Consider the following 13,219-nt stretch of genomic DNA (forward strand, 5'->3'; position numbering starts at 1 on the left):
CCGGACCGACGGATTCAGGATCTGCCGCATTCAGCGTCCGGCGAGGGCGGTGGCCTCCTCCAGCGTGAGGCCGCCGCCCTCGGCGTGGGCCCGCTCGAACGCGGCCTCGCCGAGCAGGCCCACCACAACGCCGCGCGCCCGCACCAAGTTGTCCCGCTCCACGAACGTCCGGAAGTGTCCGACGGGCAGCAGTCCCTCGTACGCGCCGATCAGCCGGGCCGCGTCCCGCGCCCGCTCCGGTTCGGTGCCGGTCGCCGCCAGGCCGCCCAGTGCCCAGGCCGCCGTCAGGAGATGGAGGGGGACCATATCCGGAGCCATCGTCATGGACAGCGGCGACAGCGACATGCGCAGGGCCACGCGGACTTCCGCCAGTCCCTCGGCGTACTGGCCGGCAAGGCAGTCCAGCCAGGCGAAGGTCCCCTTCACCAATCCTTCGAAGACCGCCAGCGTCTCGGAGCGGAACGTGTCGAGCAGGAGCCCCAGTTGCTCCCTGGCCTCGGCCTCGCGTCCCGTACTGCCCAGCCACAGCCCGAGATAGAGCCGGGCCGGCAGCGACTCGTGCCACGCGTCGTGGCCCTCGGCCAGCAGCTCGCGGAGGATGCTCTCGCCCTTCTCGCCCTCGCCCGTCTCGAACATGGTCGCCGCCAGTCGGGAACGCAGCAGAAAGACCTGGCTCTGCGCGCCAAGCCCCTCGGCATGGGCGATGGCGGCCCTGTAGTCCTCGGCGGCCAGGGCGTGCTGACCGGCCTTCTCCCTGGCCTCGCCGCGCGCGGAAAGCGCCTCCGCCGTGCCCCAGGCATCCCCGATCCGGTGGTAGATCTCCAGGCTGCGGTCGGCGTCACGCCTCGCGTCCTCCGCCGAATCGCTGTGGTTCGCGAGCATATTGGCCCGTGCGTGCAGCGCGGCGGCCAGCTCCCACTCGTAGCCCAATTCCTCGCAGGCCCGTACGGTCTCGTCCAGGACCAGCCTCAACTGACCGGCGTCACCGATGAGCAAGATCGCGAGGAACCACAGGGTGGCGGGGAAGCGGCAGGTCTGCGGCAGTCCCGGCCGGTAGACGGTGACCACCGCGTCCAGCCAGGCGAGCCGCAGGGGCGTGGTCCAGTCGTCCTCGTCGAGGTTCATGCTGATCATCTCGATCAGCCGCACCTGGCGCCGGGCCTCCTGAAGCATCTCGGGGGCCATGGGCGGCGGCGCGTCGGTGCACCGCCGCGCGATGGGGGGAGCGGGCTCCACCGGCGGGGCGAACGGATCGGGTCCGAGACCCGCGGTGGCCCCCGCCCAGTGGTGCGCGTCGGCGGAAAGATCGAGCATCTGCCAGAACCAGCAGAGGGAGAGTACGAGACAAAGCGCCTCCTGCTCGTCCCGGGCGGCGACGGCACGGCGCAGCGCGGTGCGCAGATTCTCGTACTCCAGCTGGAAGCGTGCGATCGCGGCGTGCTGGCCGGGGCCGCGCAGTACGGGGTCGGTGGTACGGGCCAGCTCCCGGTGGTACACGAGATGACGGCGCTCGGCCGCGGCGCGGTCACCGGCCTGGTCAAGCCGCTCGGCGGCGTACTCCGCGACGGTTTCCAGCAGCCGGTAGCGCATGTCGCCGTCGGGCGCCGGGGCGGCGACGACGAGGGATTTGTCGATGAGCGAGCCGAGGAGCCCGGCGACGTCATGGGGCGCGACGACGTGGGTGGCGACGCCATGGGGCGCGACGACGTGGGTGGCGGCCGGGGCGTCCATACCGTCCGGGCCGTCCGGCCCATCCGCGCAGACCGACTCGGCGGCCGTCAGCCCACAGCCGCCCGCGAAGACCGACAGCCGCCGCAGTACGGCGCGTTCGGACGCGTCCAGCAGGTCCCAGGACCAGTCGACGACAGCACGCAGCGTCTGCTGGCGCGGCAGGACCGTCCGGCTCCCGCTGGTCAGCAGCCGGAAACGGTCATCGAGACGATCCGCGATCTGACGCGGAGTCAGCATCCGCAACCGCGCCGCCGCCAGCTCGATCGCCAACGGCAGACCATCCAGCCGACGGCAGATCTCCGCCACCGCCTCCGGATCCCCCGCCGGATCGAACCCCGGCCGCACCGCACGAGCACGCTCCGCGAACAACCGATGCGCCGGATCCGGCGGCAACGGCTCCACCGGCCGCACCGACTCACCCGGCACCCCCAACGGCTCACGGCTGGTCGCCAGGACAGTCAGCTCCGGGCAGCGGGCGAGCAGTTCCTCGGCGAGGGCGGCGGCAGCGCCGATCACATGCTCGCAATTGTCGAGGAGCAGCAGCATGCGCCGGCGCGCGCAGTGCTCGGCCAGCCGTACGATCGGCTCACCGGCGTGCCGATCTGCGGCCCGCAACTCCTCTGCCCCGGCGCCCCGCAGCACGGTCTCCCGCGCCCCGAGCGCGGTCAGTACGGCCTCGGGCACGGTCTCCGGATCGTTCACGGGCGCCAGTTCGGCGAGCCATACGCCGTCGGGCCACTCCTCGGCCATCCGCTCCGCGGCCTCCTGCGAGAGCCGGGTCTTCCCCGCTCCGCCGGGGCCGAGCAGGGTGACGAGCCTGGCGCCGCGCAGATCGTCGCGGATGGCTTCGATATCGCCTTCCCGCCCCACAAAGCTGGTCAGCCGTGCGCGGAGGTTGCCGGGGGGCGTGGCGGCCGTACGGTCGGAGCGCGCGCCGCCTCCGGCTCGCCCCTCGCCGCCCCCGGCCCGCCCCTCGGCGCCCCCGGCCCGCTGATCCCCGTTGGCGCGCCCGTCGGATCCGTCGGCGCCCTGAAGCAACTCCTCGTGCAGGGCACGCAGTTCGGGGCCGGGGTCGGTGCCCAGGCGGGCCGCCAGCGCGCGGCGCACCCGGTCGTACGCGGCCAGGGCCTCGGCCGGGCGTCCCACGTCGCGCAGGGCGCGGATACGCAGCGCCTGAAGCGGCTCGTCGAGCGGGAACTCACCGCAGAGCGCGGCCAGTTCGGGCAGCGCCTCATCGGCACGGCCGAGGGCGAGCCCGGCCGTGAGCCGCGCCCTGCGGGCCTCCAGCCGACGGGTCTCCCAGCGGGCCGCCTCGGTCGTACGGTCGGGGAGGTCGGCCAGCGCGGGACCGCGCCAGAGCGCCAGCGCCTCGTCGAGCAGGCCCGCCGCCTTGGTCGCGTCACCGTCCGCCAGGGCCCGCGCGCCCTCCCCGGCGAGCCGGCCGAAGCGGTGGAGATCCACGTCCTCCTCGTCGGCGCACAGCAGGTAGCCGCCCTCCACGGAGGAGACGGCCGCGGGGCCGAGCGCCCGTCTCAGCCGCCCGACCAGCGCCTGGAGCGCCCCCACCGCGTCGGCGGGCGGATCGCCGTCCCAGACCTCGACGACGAGCAGGGCGACCGGAACCGTACGGCCGGGCCGCAGTGCGAGCACCGTCAGCAGCGCACGCAGCCGCGCACCGCCGAGGGCGACGGGGGTGCCGTCGTCATGCAGTGCCCGTGTGGTGCCGAGGAGCCGGTAGCGCATCCGCCCATTGTCCGTGAAGGCCGTCAGTAAGGCCGCCCGGACCTCTTCCGAAGGGCTCACCCCGGCACTCCATCCGCCGGCTGCCGTACCTGATCTTCCACAGCGCCAGGCGACCAGCCGTTCCGGAACCGGGAACCGTTGGCGAGACGTTATCCGCCTGCCGGACGTTTCCGTTCTGCCGACTGTACGGTCGGGCGACGCCGACCGTAGTCCCGCGCCGCTCATGGCCGGGCACCGACCGCCGTACCGAGCCCCACGCCCCCGAGGAGACCACCCATGACCACCGCCTCCTCCCGCCGCGCCGACCGGCGGATCTCCCCCGTCTTCCTGGGGATCGCCGCTGTCACGGCGGTCTCGGGCTGGGCCGTGTGGACGGACTTCGCGGCGAACATCCGGATCGCCGTCTTCCTGTTCGTCACCGGCGCCTGGATCGTCTCGCTCTGTCTGCACGAATACGCGCACGCCCGTACCGCGCTGCACAGCGGGGACATCTCGGTCGGGGCGAAGGGCTATCTGACGCTCAACCCCCTCAAGTACACGCACGCGCTGCTCTCCATCGTGCTGCCGGTGATCTTTGTGATCCTGGGCGGTATCGGTCTGCCGGGCGGCGCGGTCTTCATCGAGCGCCACCGCATCCAGGGCCGCTGGCGGCACAGCCTGATCTCCGCGGCCGGGCCGCTGACGAACGTACTGTTCGCCGTCGTCTGCACCGCGCCCTTCTGGCTGGACGCCCTGTCCGGCGTCCCGACGGGCTTCCGCTACGCCCTCGGCTTCCTCGCCCTGCTCCAGGTCACCGCGGCGATCCTGAACTTCCTGCCGGTGCCGGGCCTCGACGGCTACGGAGTGGTCGAGCCCTGGCTCTCCGACAAGTTCCGCCGCCAGGTGGAGCCGTTCGCCCCGTACGGACTGCTCGCCGTCTTCGTCCTGCTCTTCTTCATCCCCGAGGTGAACGCGGCCTTCTTCGACCTGATCCACGCGATTCTGCGCGGGCTGGGAGTCTCGGAGCTGGACAGCTACTGCGGACGCGATCTCTTCAGCTTCTGGACCACGAAGGACGAATTCATCTGCGGCCCGGTCGGGCGGTAACGACCACCTCGACCGGCCCGCTGGATGGCTAACGGAGCGCGTCGATCCAGTTGTCGCCGGCGGGCGGGACGAAGTAGTACCCGCCGCCGGTGGTCAGCAGATATTTGGCCATGGCCTCACCGGCCAGCCGCTTCTGCACGGCCTCGAACCCCCTGGCCAGATCGCGCTGGAAACACGAGAAGACCAGCCCGGTGTCGCCGTCGCCCCGGTCGTAGCTGTAGCTGCGCCGTACCAGCGGCGGCGGTTCACGGCGGTCGGGCACGGCGAGCCGTACGTGCGAGTCGAGCGGGGTGAGCCGGCCCTTGGGGTCGGCCGCGAAGTTCGGCTCTTCGTCCGTGGGCGCCCCGTCGAGCCATCGCCCGTCGCGGCGGCGCCCGATGATCCGCTCCTGCTCGGGTATGGAGTCCTTGTCCCACAGGGCGGTCGCGAACCGGATGATCCGTACGACCTGATAACTCCCACCCACGGCCCAGTCCGGCTCGCCCTGACCGGCCCGTACGAGAGCGCGATCCGCCGTCTCCCGGTCACTGGCCGGATTGCCGAACCCCTCGGTGAAGTGGAAGGGATTACGGGCCAGCCCCCGGCCGTCCTCTTCCCGGTTCTCTGCCCGGAACCCCTCGATCCGCCACCGCTCCCGCCACCCCGGAACGGCCGACAGCAGCCGCTCGACCGCCGCCCGCACATCGGCGGCCCGCTCCCCGGCGACCTGCACGAGCACATCACCGTGCGACTGGGCCGGATCCAGCAGATCGCCGGGGAAGGACGGCATGTCAACAAGCTGACGCGGACGGTTGGCAGCCGCCCTGAAGACACTCACTCCCAGCCCCACCCCCACGGCGAGACCGGGCCCTTCCAAAGCGCGCACACTGCTGACCAACTCCCGCAACGCGCCCCGCGATCCACCCCCGCCCGGCACACGGTCCAGCACGACCATCACAACCCGACCCCCCGGCAGAACACCCCGCAGCTGCGCCGGCATCGACGCTCCCGGCCCCCCGCTCAGGCTCCCGGCACCGACATCGCCACTCTCGCCCCCGGCCCGCACGCCATAGACAACAGCGCCCCCCACCGCCAGCCCAGCCGCTGAAGAAGCAAGCAGCAAAGATCTCCGTCTGACCACGCGCATTCTCCCCTGGACACGATTCACCGCACCGAACAACGGAAACCAACCCCTGCGCGATTTCGGAAATCGCTCCAAGACCTTCTCGCACCTCAAGAGCTCGCCGTGATTCGGGTCCAGCAGTCCCTGTAGTCCCGCAATCACTTCAACCAGCCCCTGTGCGGCTAGCGCCTACCTCAAGACACCTTCCCGAACCAGCCTTTACCCAAATCACGGAATTCCGAGTCACGATGTCGAAATCCGCGAGCACCTTACCGCCCGGCCCTAAATATTAATCCCGGGAGCTCGAACATGCCCAGGATATCGAGCATTTGGGAATTTACTGCTCAATGACGAACGATCCGACCTTCCCAGCAACCGCCCTTTCCGTAATATCTCACATAAAGCACAGCTCCACATTCTTTTGCACGCAAACTCGGAGCACGGCGACGAGATCGCGAAGTTCTCTGGTCTGATTCCGGATCTCAGAGTTCGAATCTGGACCCAGCATCCAATCCGCCAGCACACCCTCAAGGTGCGGCAAAATCAGCCTGCATTCTTCGGATGAAAAATTTCTCCCGTGATCGTCCGGGTGGTTGAGTAGCGGTTCAAGAACCGTGGTGACATCACTCCACAAAGCATTGCCACCAAATCCCTGCATATCATCCAGAGAAAACCCTTCCCCCGAAGCCAGACGTCTACGAAACGAGGCGAATTCCTGGTACGAAAAACAGGCGTCCGGTCCATCAATTTCCCCATCACCGGGAAACAGGCACAATCCCATCGGGATCCCTTCCAATAACATCCGGTGCACCCTTCCTCGATCGCCGGCCGATCGAGGAAGGGTGCACCAGCACACCTAAACACTACCCCGACTCACAGAAGAAAGTCCCACGACGGCACCACAATCCGGCAGGCAGGGCGATCTCACGCGAGCATCACGACCGCGGGATGACTTCCCACGGAATACCCTTCTTGTCGAACCAAGACGTAAATTCAGCCGGGATCGAATTCTCGGAAATTATCCGATAATCAATCCCCTTCGCTTGCGCTATCGCAAGCTTCTCTCCCTCTACACCCTTGAACTTCGCCAAGCGCTTGGGGTCGGCTAGCGTGTCCACCCAGAATCTTCCGGATTTCGCCTCGTACCACGTACCGCGACCTGTGCTACTGGAAATGAATGCGCCGTCAAATTGACGAGTGTTTCCGCCAGACAGCTTCCTCTCAAAGAACCCGCCTCCGCCACCGAGGTGGTTCACGAGGAAGTCCTCATAAGAGTCACCGGATTCCTGAGCCAGGCGGCCTCCGCTGACTCCACCACCTGCAGGACAATTGTGGACGAGGACCGGCGTGGCCCCGGCCAGCGCATAGTACGTGTGCTACGCGAAGCCTTTGACCTGCCTTTTCGCAGGTCAAGTGCGGTCTGCTGGTCCGGTGAGGTGCGTGGGTGTCCGTGGTTGTGCGGGGTTGTTGCCGTCGCTACTGCCGTCAGATGGTTCAGCCCAGGTACGGCTTCTCGCGCTGTTCCCGGAAGTGTTGGAGCCTGAGTCGTTGGGTGTGGTGCATCGGCAACTGCTCGATCTCTTCAGGCAGTACGAACCGGAGTTCGGTGGACTCGTCGGAGATTGCCAGTTGGCCGCCGGTGATGCGGGCGGTGAAGCAGACGTTGAACTGTCGCCGGACCTCGCCGTCGGTGTAGGCGATGATGTGTTTCGGGTCGGTGTAGGTGCCGACCAGGCCAGTGATCTCGACGTCGAGGCCGGTCTCCTCTTTGACCTCGCGGACGGCTGTGCCTGGCAGGGAGTCGGTGAGGTCCATTCCGCCTCCGGGCAGGGCCCATAGGTCGTTGTCGCGGCGGCGCTGGAGGAGGATGCGCCCGTGGCCGTCGGTGACGACGGCGGAGGCAGCGACGACCATGCTGTTCGGCTTGGGCGCGTTGGGGTCGTCGTAGTACTCGGTGCGGGCCACGGTCAGTCTTCCTCTCGTACGGGGGTTGCGGTCGCCCACACGGCGTCGAAGCTGTCGGCGTAGGTGTCGAACATGCCGCTCTCCTGGTGTCGGCGAAGGTGCCACACGGGGGCGGCGTACGCGTTGACGCCCCAGACGTGTGCGTTGACGAGTTGCTGGTCGTCGGCGCGGTAGAGGGAGTTGTAGAGCGTGGTTTCGTGGGTGCGGACTTCGATGCCGGGGGTGTCGGCGAGCGGCTTGTAGTGCATGAGCGCGAGGCGGCAGCGGGATTCGATGCCGTGTCCGAACCGCTCTTCCTGGCCGCGGGCTTGGACGTTGTCGCTGTCGGGGTCCCCGATCGCGATGCGGACGGTGCAGCCTTCGGCGGCGCGTTCGGTGAGGAGTTCATTCAGCCGCGGGTAGGCCTCGTGGAGGAAGACTGCCGCGTAGACGAGGATGTCGATCCGTTCCCGGGCCCGGGCCATCAGGTCGGTGAACGCCGAGACGGGGATGTCGGCCCGCTGCCCGTAGAGCGCCACCAACTCAGGGCTGATGGCGCGGGCGGGGCGGGCCTGGCGGAGCGCCGGCCAGAGTGCGTGCACGTCTTCTCCCAGGGCCTTGGCCGCCTGGAGGGCAGTGGCACGACGTGGGATACGCCCGAGGTTCACCCAGCGCTCGACCGACTTGGGGTCGACCTCGACCTGCTGAGCGAGTGCGGCGTACGTCCAGCCTCCCGCCGCCATGACGGCTCGTAGTCTCTCGTTCGGCACGAGTCTCCCCCTTCGTCCCAGGACGGCACTAGGGACGTTCTACACGGTGCGGGACGTCCCGTAATGGGGTTTGGTGGAGGTTCCTTCGTCCTGGTGACCGGCGTGAGGATCGGTGCCGACCCTGCGGCACCAACAGGCCCAGGGCACGCATCAACGCCGCCGAGGAGCGTCACCGTGCGAATGAGCGCCACCCCATGTGTTCCCGCCCTGCGACTGGACGCCCGGTCGCGGGCCGCCTCGCCGGGGCGGTCACGATGACGGCCCACACCCCTGATGCCGACGGGCACACCGTCTCGCCCGATGCCGGCGCCCTGGTGGTCGACCGGCGGAGCGGCAAGGTGGGCGTGGTGATGGGGCATGTGGGGACGTACGTGCAGCTTCGGCCACCGCGCGGTGGCCGGGAGTGGGACGTGCCGCCCGAGGACGTACGTACGCCGACTCCGACGGAGGAGTTGAGCGCGAAGGTGGCCGTGGCCAACCGGAGGTGGGGACGGTGACCCCGCGCTCGGTCCTGCGCTACGAGACCTGGACGCTCCAGCCCGACCGCGAGCCGGACGCGGAGCCGGTCCATTACGCGATGCAGTGCGCCGTGGACGGAGAGACCTCGCCGACAAGCGCGGACTTCGCCGAACCGCAGGACTGGGTACTCCGGCACTGCGGCCAGAACCCGTCCCACCACACCTACCGGGAGATCATCACCCGCCCCTGGCGGACCTGGCGCCAGACGTGACCCGCCTCGCTCGCCCAGGCGCCGCACTGCGCTGACCCACCCGACTCCCGTCCCTGCCGGGCGCAGCCGATCGAGGCTCCCCCGCACTCGTCAGCCCCGGCAGGGACGGGCCTCACGTACGTGCCGTGCCCATGGCTGTGGGGGTTCTGGCCTCTGCCACAGAAAGTCAGCCACGATGACGGGCTCGCCGACCGACCACCCGCCACGTGTGTCTCGCTCAACCCCGCACCGGCGTCAGCCCCGTTATCTCCATCGTCACGGCCCCCAGCCAGGCAGCAAGCATGGGCGTCCGGGACGGCGCGAGCCCGCCGGGCGGCCTCTCAGGTGCCCGGCCAGCCTGCTGCTGAGGGGTCGGACCGGGGCTTCCGATTGGTGGTCCGGCTACGCTCCCGGGCTCTGCGCGCCGAGTGGTCGGCGGCCGTCGCCAGCGGGGCGGCAGACAGGAGCGGGCGGCGGTCGCCGACCGCCGGCGCGCGGCGGCCCGCGTCAGCGGGGCGCCCTTGATCAAGTAAAGAAACTCTGAACAGCTCACGCACTGTTGCCCGGTCGATGGTCAGGGCCGCTGTTGCCGGCGCTTCTTCGATTCGGCCAGCGCGGTGTTCAGCTTCTCGCTCGGCGACATGTCCGGCTCGGCGTCGTCGTCATGCAGGGGTGGCAGGAACAGGCCGCGTCGGCTCTTCTCCCGCTTGACCTTCCGGCGCTCGCCGTAAAGCCGCTGATGCTCCTCCCGAACCACGTCCCATCGTCGGTCGAGCTCTGCTTCCTGCGCCAGCAGCTCCTCGTCGCTGAGGTCGGCGAACTCGGTGGCGGCCACACGTGCCTCGCGGGCGATCTCATCGCGCAGCAGGTAGTTCGTGATCGTCCCGTGGTGCTTGCCCGGCTCCGGTTCCTGGCGGACGAAAACACCACGTCCCTTGACCGCGTACACCAGCCCGTCCTGCTTAAGGCGCCGATAGGCGTTCTGCGCCGTGGAGTTGGCGACTTTGAATCGCTCTTGGATCTCCCGGGCGGGAGGGAGCTGGGAGCCTGGAGGGTAGGTGCCTTCCAGGATTTCCCGGCGGAGGATGTCGGCGACCTGGGCGTACGGCGGTCGGGGATCACCGTTGTAGATGACGTCGACTGGCCAGTCCGGCCCTGCGGCATCGGCTTCCTCATGATCACCGTCGACCTCTTCGGTGCTCCCGCCGACGGAGTCGCTGACGTAGCTGCCCCGGCCGAGCTGGGAGTAGACCAAGCCCTCCTGCTTGAGCACGCGCAGAGCGTTCTGGACGGTGGAGCTGGACACCCCGAACCGATCACCCAGCACGTTGGCCGAGGGCAGGCGCTCGCCGGAGCGGTACTCACCGTTCAGGATCGCGTCCCGCAGGGCCTCGGCGGCCTGGAGGTACGGCGGCCGGGAGTCCTCGTCCAAGGGCAGGGTCATGCCCCCACGGTATCGCCAGCAAGCCGTAGCGATACAGACACATCCCCGGGTTCCCCACCTGACCGCCTACCAACCTAATCGACCTTGCAAGGTGAGCGATCATCTCCTTATGCTCCATGTCGAGCCGATCAAGCGGCTCCATCGAACAAAGGGTGTGATGGCATGGCCATGACTCGAATCCGTGTTGCCCTGCTGCCGTCGGCGGTGTGCATCGCGGGCACCGACCCGGCGCTGAAGATCAAGGACCAGCAGACTGGGGAGGTCGCCACGGACCGGGAGACCGGGGCGTCGCTGTACACGGTGACCGTGATGCTCATGGAGGACGGCCGGGCCGAGGTCCTGAAGATCACCGTCCCGGAAACCGGCCTGGCCGCCGGGCTCAAGCCGGGTGTGATGGTGCGGCCCGTGGAGCTGTTCGCGACTCCGTGGGCGCGGATCTTCAACGGTCAGCTCTCCGACGGCGTCGCCTACCGGGCCGCCCGCCTGGAGCTGGTGACGGTGGAGGCGGCCCAGTGATCCGCTTCGAAAATTCCGGGCCGGAATACGCGCCGGACGCGCTGCTGGCCGTGGCCGTCCTGGTCGGTGTGTGGCTTCTGGTGACGGTGGGTCGCTACGTGCGGGCCGACCGGGGCACGCGGGTGAGCATGCGGCAGGCCCTGCGGGTGCGCTGGGGCTGGGTACGGCTCGCGCGGATGGCCGGGCTGACGGTCACCGACAAGACGCCGAGCTTGTTGGCGCAGATCACCGCATCCAAGGACGGTGCTACCCCAGCGCCTCGCGTGCTGACTCCGAAGATCAAGGTCAAGCCGGACCCGTACGGGGTGATCGTGCGGGCCCGGACGCTGCCCCAGGTCGGTTTGGAGGAGTACCAGAAGGCCGCGCGGTTCCTCGCGGACGCCTGGCGGTGCACGCGGGTTTCCGTGCTGCCGGACGGCCCCAGCCGGGTGGTGATCCGGGGCGTGCGCTCCGACCCGTTGACCACGCCGACCACTCACCGGCCCACCGGTCTGCCCCTCGCAGATCTGACGCGCTGGGAACTGGGTGTGGATGAGTACGCCGCCCAGGTGTCCGTGTCCCTGGCGAACGTGCCCGGGGTGACGGTGGCCGGCGTCCCTGGCGCGGGCAAGACGTCGGGGGTCAACAGGTTCGTCTGCGACTTCGCGCCCTCCGCGGCGGTGCAGATCGTGACGGCGGACGGGAAGGTGTCGCGCGCCTCGGAAGGGGATTACGCCGACCTGGTCAAGCGGATGTTCGCGTTCTGCGGGGACGACCTCGACGAGGCGAACGCCCTGTTCAAGCGCCTGGTGGAGCTGCGCAAACGGCGGTCCTCGGTGATCCGTGACGTGCTGGGAGTGAAGAACATGTGGCACGTCGGCCCCTCGCCGCAGTGGCCGCTCACGGTCCTGATCATCGACGAGGCGCACACGTACTTCCGCGAGTACAAGGGCAGCGACCCGACGACTGAGGAGCCTCGCTTTTCCCGGACAGGAGTCTGACTGTCTATTTCACGCGGCGATTTGCAACTTCTCGTACTCGGCGTGGACTTCGCGCGGAGGGCGGTAACCCACCGCCGAGTGGAGGCGTTTGCGATTGTACCAGAATTCGATGTATCGAGTGATGTCCTGCCGGGCGGCTTCGCGGGTCAGGTAAGTCACTCTTGATACGCGCTCGTTCTTCAGGGTGCCGAAGAACGATTCGGCCATGGCGTTGTCGAAACAGATCCCGGTGCGGCCGAAAGATCTGCGGAGTCCAAACCGGTCGAGCGTCTTCCCGAACTCGGCTGACATGTAGTTGCTTCCGCGGTCGGAGTGAAATATCGCGCCGGCCGAGAGGCTCCTGTTCCGTGCCGCGTTGCGGATCGCCCTGGATATCAGTGGGGTTTGGTAGTGGTCGTCCATCGCGTAACCGATGACTTCCTTCGTGCAGCAGTCGATTACCGTCGCGAGGTACAGCCAGCCTTCCCCGGTCGCGATGTAGGTGATGTCGCCGACGAGCTTTTCACCGGGTGCGTTTGCGGTGAAGTTGCGTGCGACGAGGTCCGGCACCTGGCCGGCCGCGGCCCTGGTGAGGTTGAACCTCTTCGGCTGGGGCTGGCAGGGCTCAAGTCCCAGCTCACGCATCAGGCGGCGGACCAGTTCCAGGCCAGCGCTGTTGCCCCAGCGGTGTAGCTGGGCCTGGATACGACGGTGGCCGTAGGTGCTGTCGGACATGTCAAAGGCTGTCTTGATGAGCAGTTTCAGTTCCTCGCGCCGCTGGGCCGTCGCGGATTCCGGGCGGGATCGCCAGTCGTAGTAGCCGGATCTGGAGACGCCGAGTCGGCCGCACATGAACTCGACGCTGTATGCGCACTCCGCAGTATCGAGCCGCATCTCGTCGATGAACTCGTACTTGCTTGCTACCGGGGATCCTTCGTGAAGTACGCCGCGCATTTTTTCAGGAAGGAGTTTTCCATCTCCAGCTCACGGTTCCGCCGTTCGAGTTCCTTCAAGCGCGCCCGCTCGTTCACCGTCAATTCTGCATCGGGAGCCGGTTCCTGCTGCTTCTGGTACTTCTTGACCCAGCCGCGTAGCGTCTCCGGGTTCAGCTCAAGCTCCCGGGCGACTTCGGATATCGTCTTGCTTGACCTCAACGCGATCTGGACGGCTTCCTCGCGGAACTCCGGCGAGTATTTACTGGATGGCGCCACTTCG

Annotated in this window: 13 protein-coding genes; 5 read left to right on the forward strand and 8 right to left on the reverse strand. The window is 68.3% G+C overall.

The annotated features are described in order from the left end of the window. Positions 1–30: 30 nt before the first annotated feature. Entirely contained in the window at positions 31–3,474 is a 3,444-nt protein-coding gene (locus ACFRMN_RS00480; protein ID WP_383011992.1) for a tetratricopeptide repeat protein, read from the reverse strand. 276 nt (positions 3,475–3,750) lie between these two features. Here ACFRMN_RS00480 and ACFRMN_RS00485 point away from each other — a divergent pair, with 276 nt between their 5' ends. Next, a complete protein-coding gene (locus ACFRMN_RS00485; protein WP_383011029.1) occupies positions 3,751–4,560 on the forward strand; it encodes a site-2 protease family protein in 810 nt (269 codons plus the stop codon). Positions 4,561–4,588: 28 nt separating this feature from the next. Here ACFRMN_RS00485 and ACFRMN_RS00490 read toward each other — a convergent pair whose 3' ends face one another. The 5 genes from ACFRMN_RS00490 to ACFRMN_RS00510 form a co-directional block, all read right to left on the reverse strand. After that, positions 4,589–5,494, reverse strand: a complete 906-nt coding sequence (locus ACFRMN_RS00490; RefSeq protein WP_383011032.1) for a Dyp-type peroxidase — start codon at positions 5,492–5,494, stop codon at positions 4,589–4,591. A 562-nt stretch (positions 5,495–6,056) separates the two neighbouring features. Continuing rightward, positions 6,057–6,464 carry a hypothetical protein gene (locus ACFRMN_RS00495; RefSeq protein WP_383011035.1) on the reverse strand — a complete coding sequence of 136 codons (408 nt, stop codon included), beginning with the start codon at positions 6,462–6,464 and terminating at the stop codon, positions 6,057–6,059. Between the two features lie 133 nt (positions 6,465–6,597). After that, positions 6,598–6,918, reverse strand: a complete 321-nt coding sequence (locus tag ACFRMN_RS00500) for a hypothetical protein (protein WP_383011038.1) — start codon at positions 6,916–6,918, stop codon at positions 6,598–6,600. A 238-nt stretch (positions 6,919–7,156) separates the two neighbouring features. Next, positions 7,157–7,627 (reverse strand): NUDIX domain-containing protein, encoded by a 471-nt coding sequence (locus ACFRMN_RS00505; protein ID WP_383011041.1) that lies wholly within the window; start codon positions 7,625–7,627, stop codon positions 7,157–7,159. A 2-nt stretch (positions 7,628–7,629) separates the two neighbouring features. Further along, positions 7,630–8,349, reverse strand: coding sequence for an XRE family transcriptional regulator (locus ACFRMN_RS00510; protein ID WP_383011995.1), 720 nt, complete (start codon positions 8,347–8,349; stop codon positions 7,630–7,632). A gap of 281 nt (positions 8,350–8,630) precedes the next feature. On the opposite strand from ACFRMN_RS00510, the gene ACFRMN_RS00515 reads away from it, so the two are divergent. Then, complete coding sequence (locus tag ACFRMN_RS00515) at positions 8,631–8,873, forward strand: hypothetical protein (RefSeq protein WP_383011998.1); 243 nt, start codon at positions 8,631–8,633, stop codon at positions 8,871–8,873. Next, entirely contained in the window at positions 8,861–9,106 is a 246-nt protein-coding gene (locus tag ACFRMN_RS00520) for a hypothetical protein (protein WP_383011044.1), read from the forward strand. Before ACFRMN_RS00515 ends, ACFRMN_RS00520 begins: the two co-directional genes overlap by 13 nt. Before the next feature lie 553 nt (positions 9,107–9,659). Here ACFRMN_RS00520 and ACFRMN_RS00525 read toward each other — a convergent pair. Then, positions 9,660–10,529, reverse strand: coding sequence for a GntR family transcriptional regulator (locus ACFRMN_RS00525; RefSeq protein ID WP_383011047.1), 870 nt, complete (start codon positions 10,527–10,529; stop codon positions 9,660–9,662). A gap of 162 nt (positions 10,530–10,691) precedes the next feature. Here ACFRMN_RS00525 and ACFRMN_RS00530 point away from each other — a divergent pair, with 162 nt between their 5' ends. After that, positions 10,692–11,045, forward strand: a complete 354-nt coding sequence (locus tag ACFRMN_RS00530) for a hypothetical protein (protein ID WP_093854933.1) — start codon at positions 10,692–10,694, stop codon at positions 11,043–11,045. After that, positions 11,042–12,025, forward strand: coding sequence for a hypothetical protein (locus ACFRMN_RS00535; RefSeq protein ID WP_383011051.1), 984 nt, complete (start codon positions 11,042–11,044; stop codon positions 12,023–12,025). The genes ACFRMN_RS00530 and ACFRMN_RS00535 overlap by 4 nt, the downstream gene beginning before the upstream one ends. A gap of 9 nt (positions 12,026–12,034) precedes the next feature. Here the strand turns inward: ACFRMN_RS00535 and ACFRMN_RS00540 are convergent. Further along, positions 12,035–13,215 (reverse strand): IS3 family transposase gene (locus ACFRMN_RS00540; RefSeq protein WP_383011054.1). Its coding sequence is split into 2 segments (ribosomal slippage): positions 12,035–12,951 and positions 12,951–13,215, totalling 1,182 coding nucleotides; the frame shifts between segments, so codons are not numbered across the junction. Between the last annotated feature and the right edge of the window lie 4 nt (positions 13,216–13,219).

The sequence above is a fragment of the Streptomyces sp. NPDC056835 genome (assembly GCF_042789485.1).
In the GTDB taxonomy this organism is placed as follows: Bacteria; Actinomycetota; Actinomycetes; order Streptomycetales; family Streptomycetaceae; genus Streptomyces.

What these genes read in the sequence shown, in the direction of transcription:
- ACFRMN_RS00480 (WP_383011992.1), bottom strand. Translation starts at nt 3,474, where the DNA reads ATGCGCTACCGGCTCCTCGGCACCACACGGGCACTGCATGACGACGGC.
- ACFRMN_RS00490 (WP_383011032.1), bottom strand. Translation starts at nt 5,494, where the DNA reads ATGGTCGTGCTGGACCGTGTGCCGGGCGGGGGTGGATCGCGGGGCGCG.
- ACFRMN_RS00495 (WP_383011035.1), bottom strand. Translation starts at nt 6,464, where the DNA reads ATGTTATTGGAAGGGATCCCGATGGGATTGTGCCTGTTTCCCGGTGAT.
- ACFRMN_RS00510 (WP_383011995.1), bottom strand. Translation starts at nt 8,349, where the DNA reads ATGGCGGCGGGAGGCTGGACGTACGCCGCACTCGCTCAGCAGGTCGAG.
- ACFRMN_RS00515 (WP_383011998.1), top strand. Translation starts at nt 8,631, where the DNA reads ATGACGGCCCACACCCCTGATGCCGACGGGCACACCGTCTCGCCCGAT.
- ACFRMN_RS00530 (WP_093854933.1), top strand. Translation starts at nt 10,692, where the DNA reads ATGGCCATGACTCGAATCCGTGTTGCCCTGCTGCCGTCGGCGGTGTGC.
- ACFRMN_RS00525 (WP_383011047.1), bottom strand. Translation starts at nt 10,529, where the DNA reads ATGACCCTGCCCTTGGACGAGGACTCCCGGCCGCCGTACCTCCAGGCC.
- ACFRMN_RS00485 (WP_383011029.1), top strand. Translation starts at nt 3,751, where the DNA reads ATGACCACCGCCTCCTCCCGCCGCGCCGACCGGCGGATCTCCCCCGTC.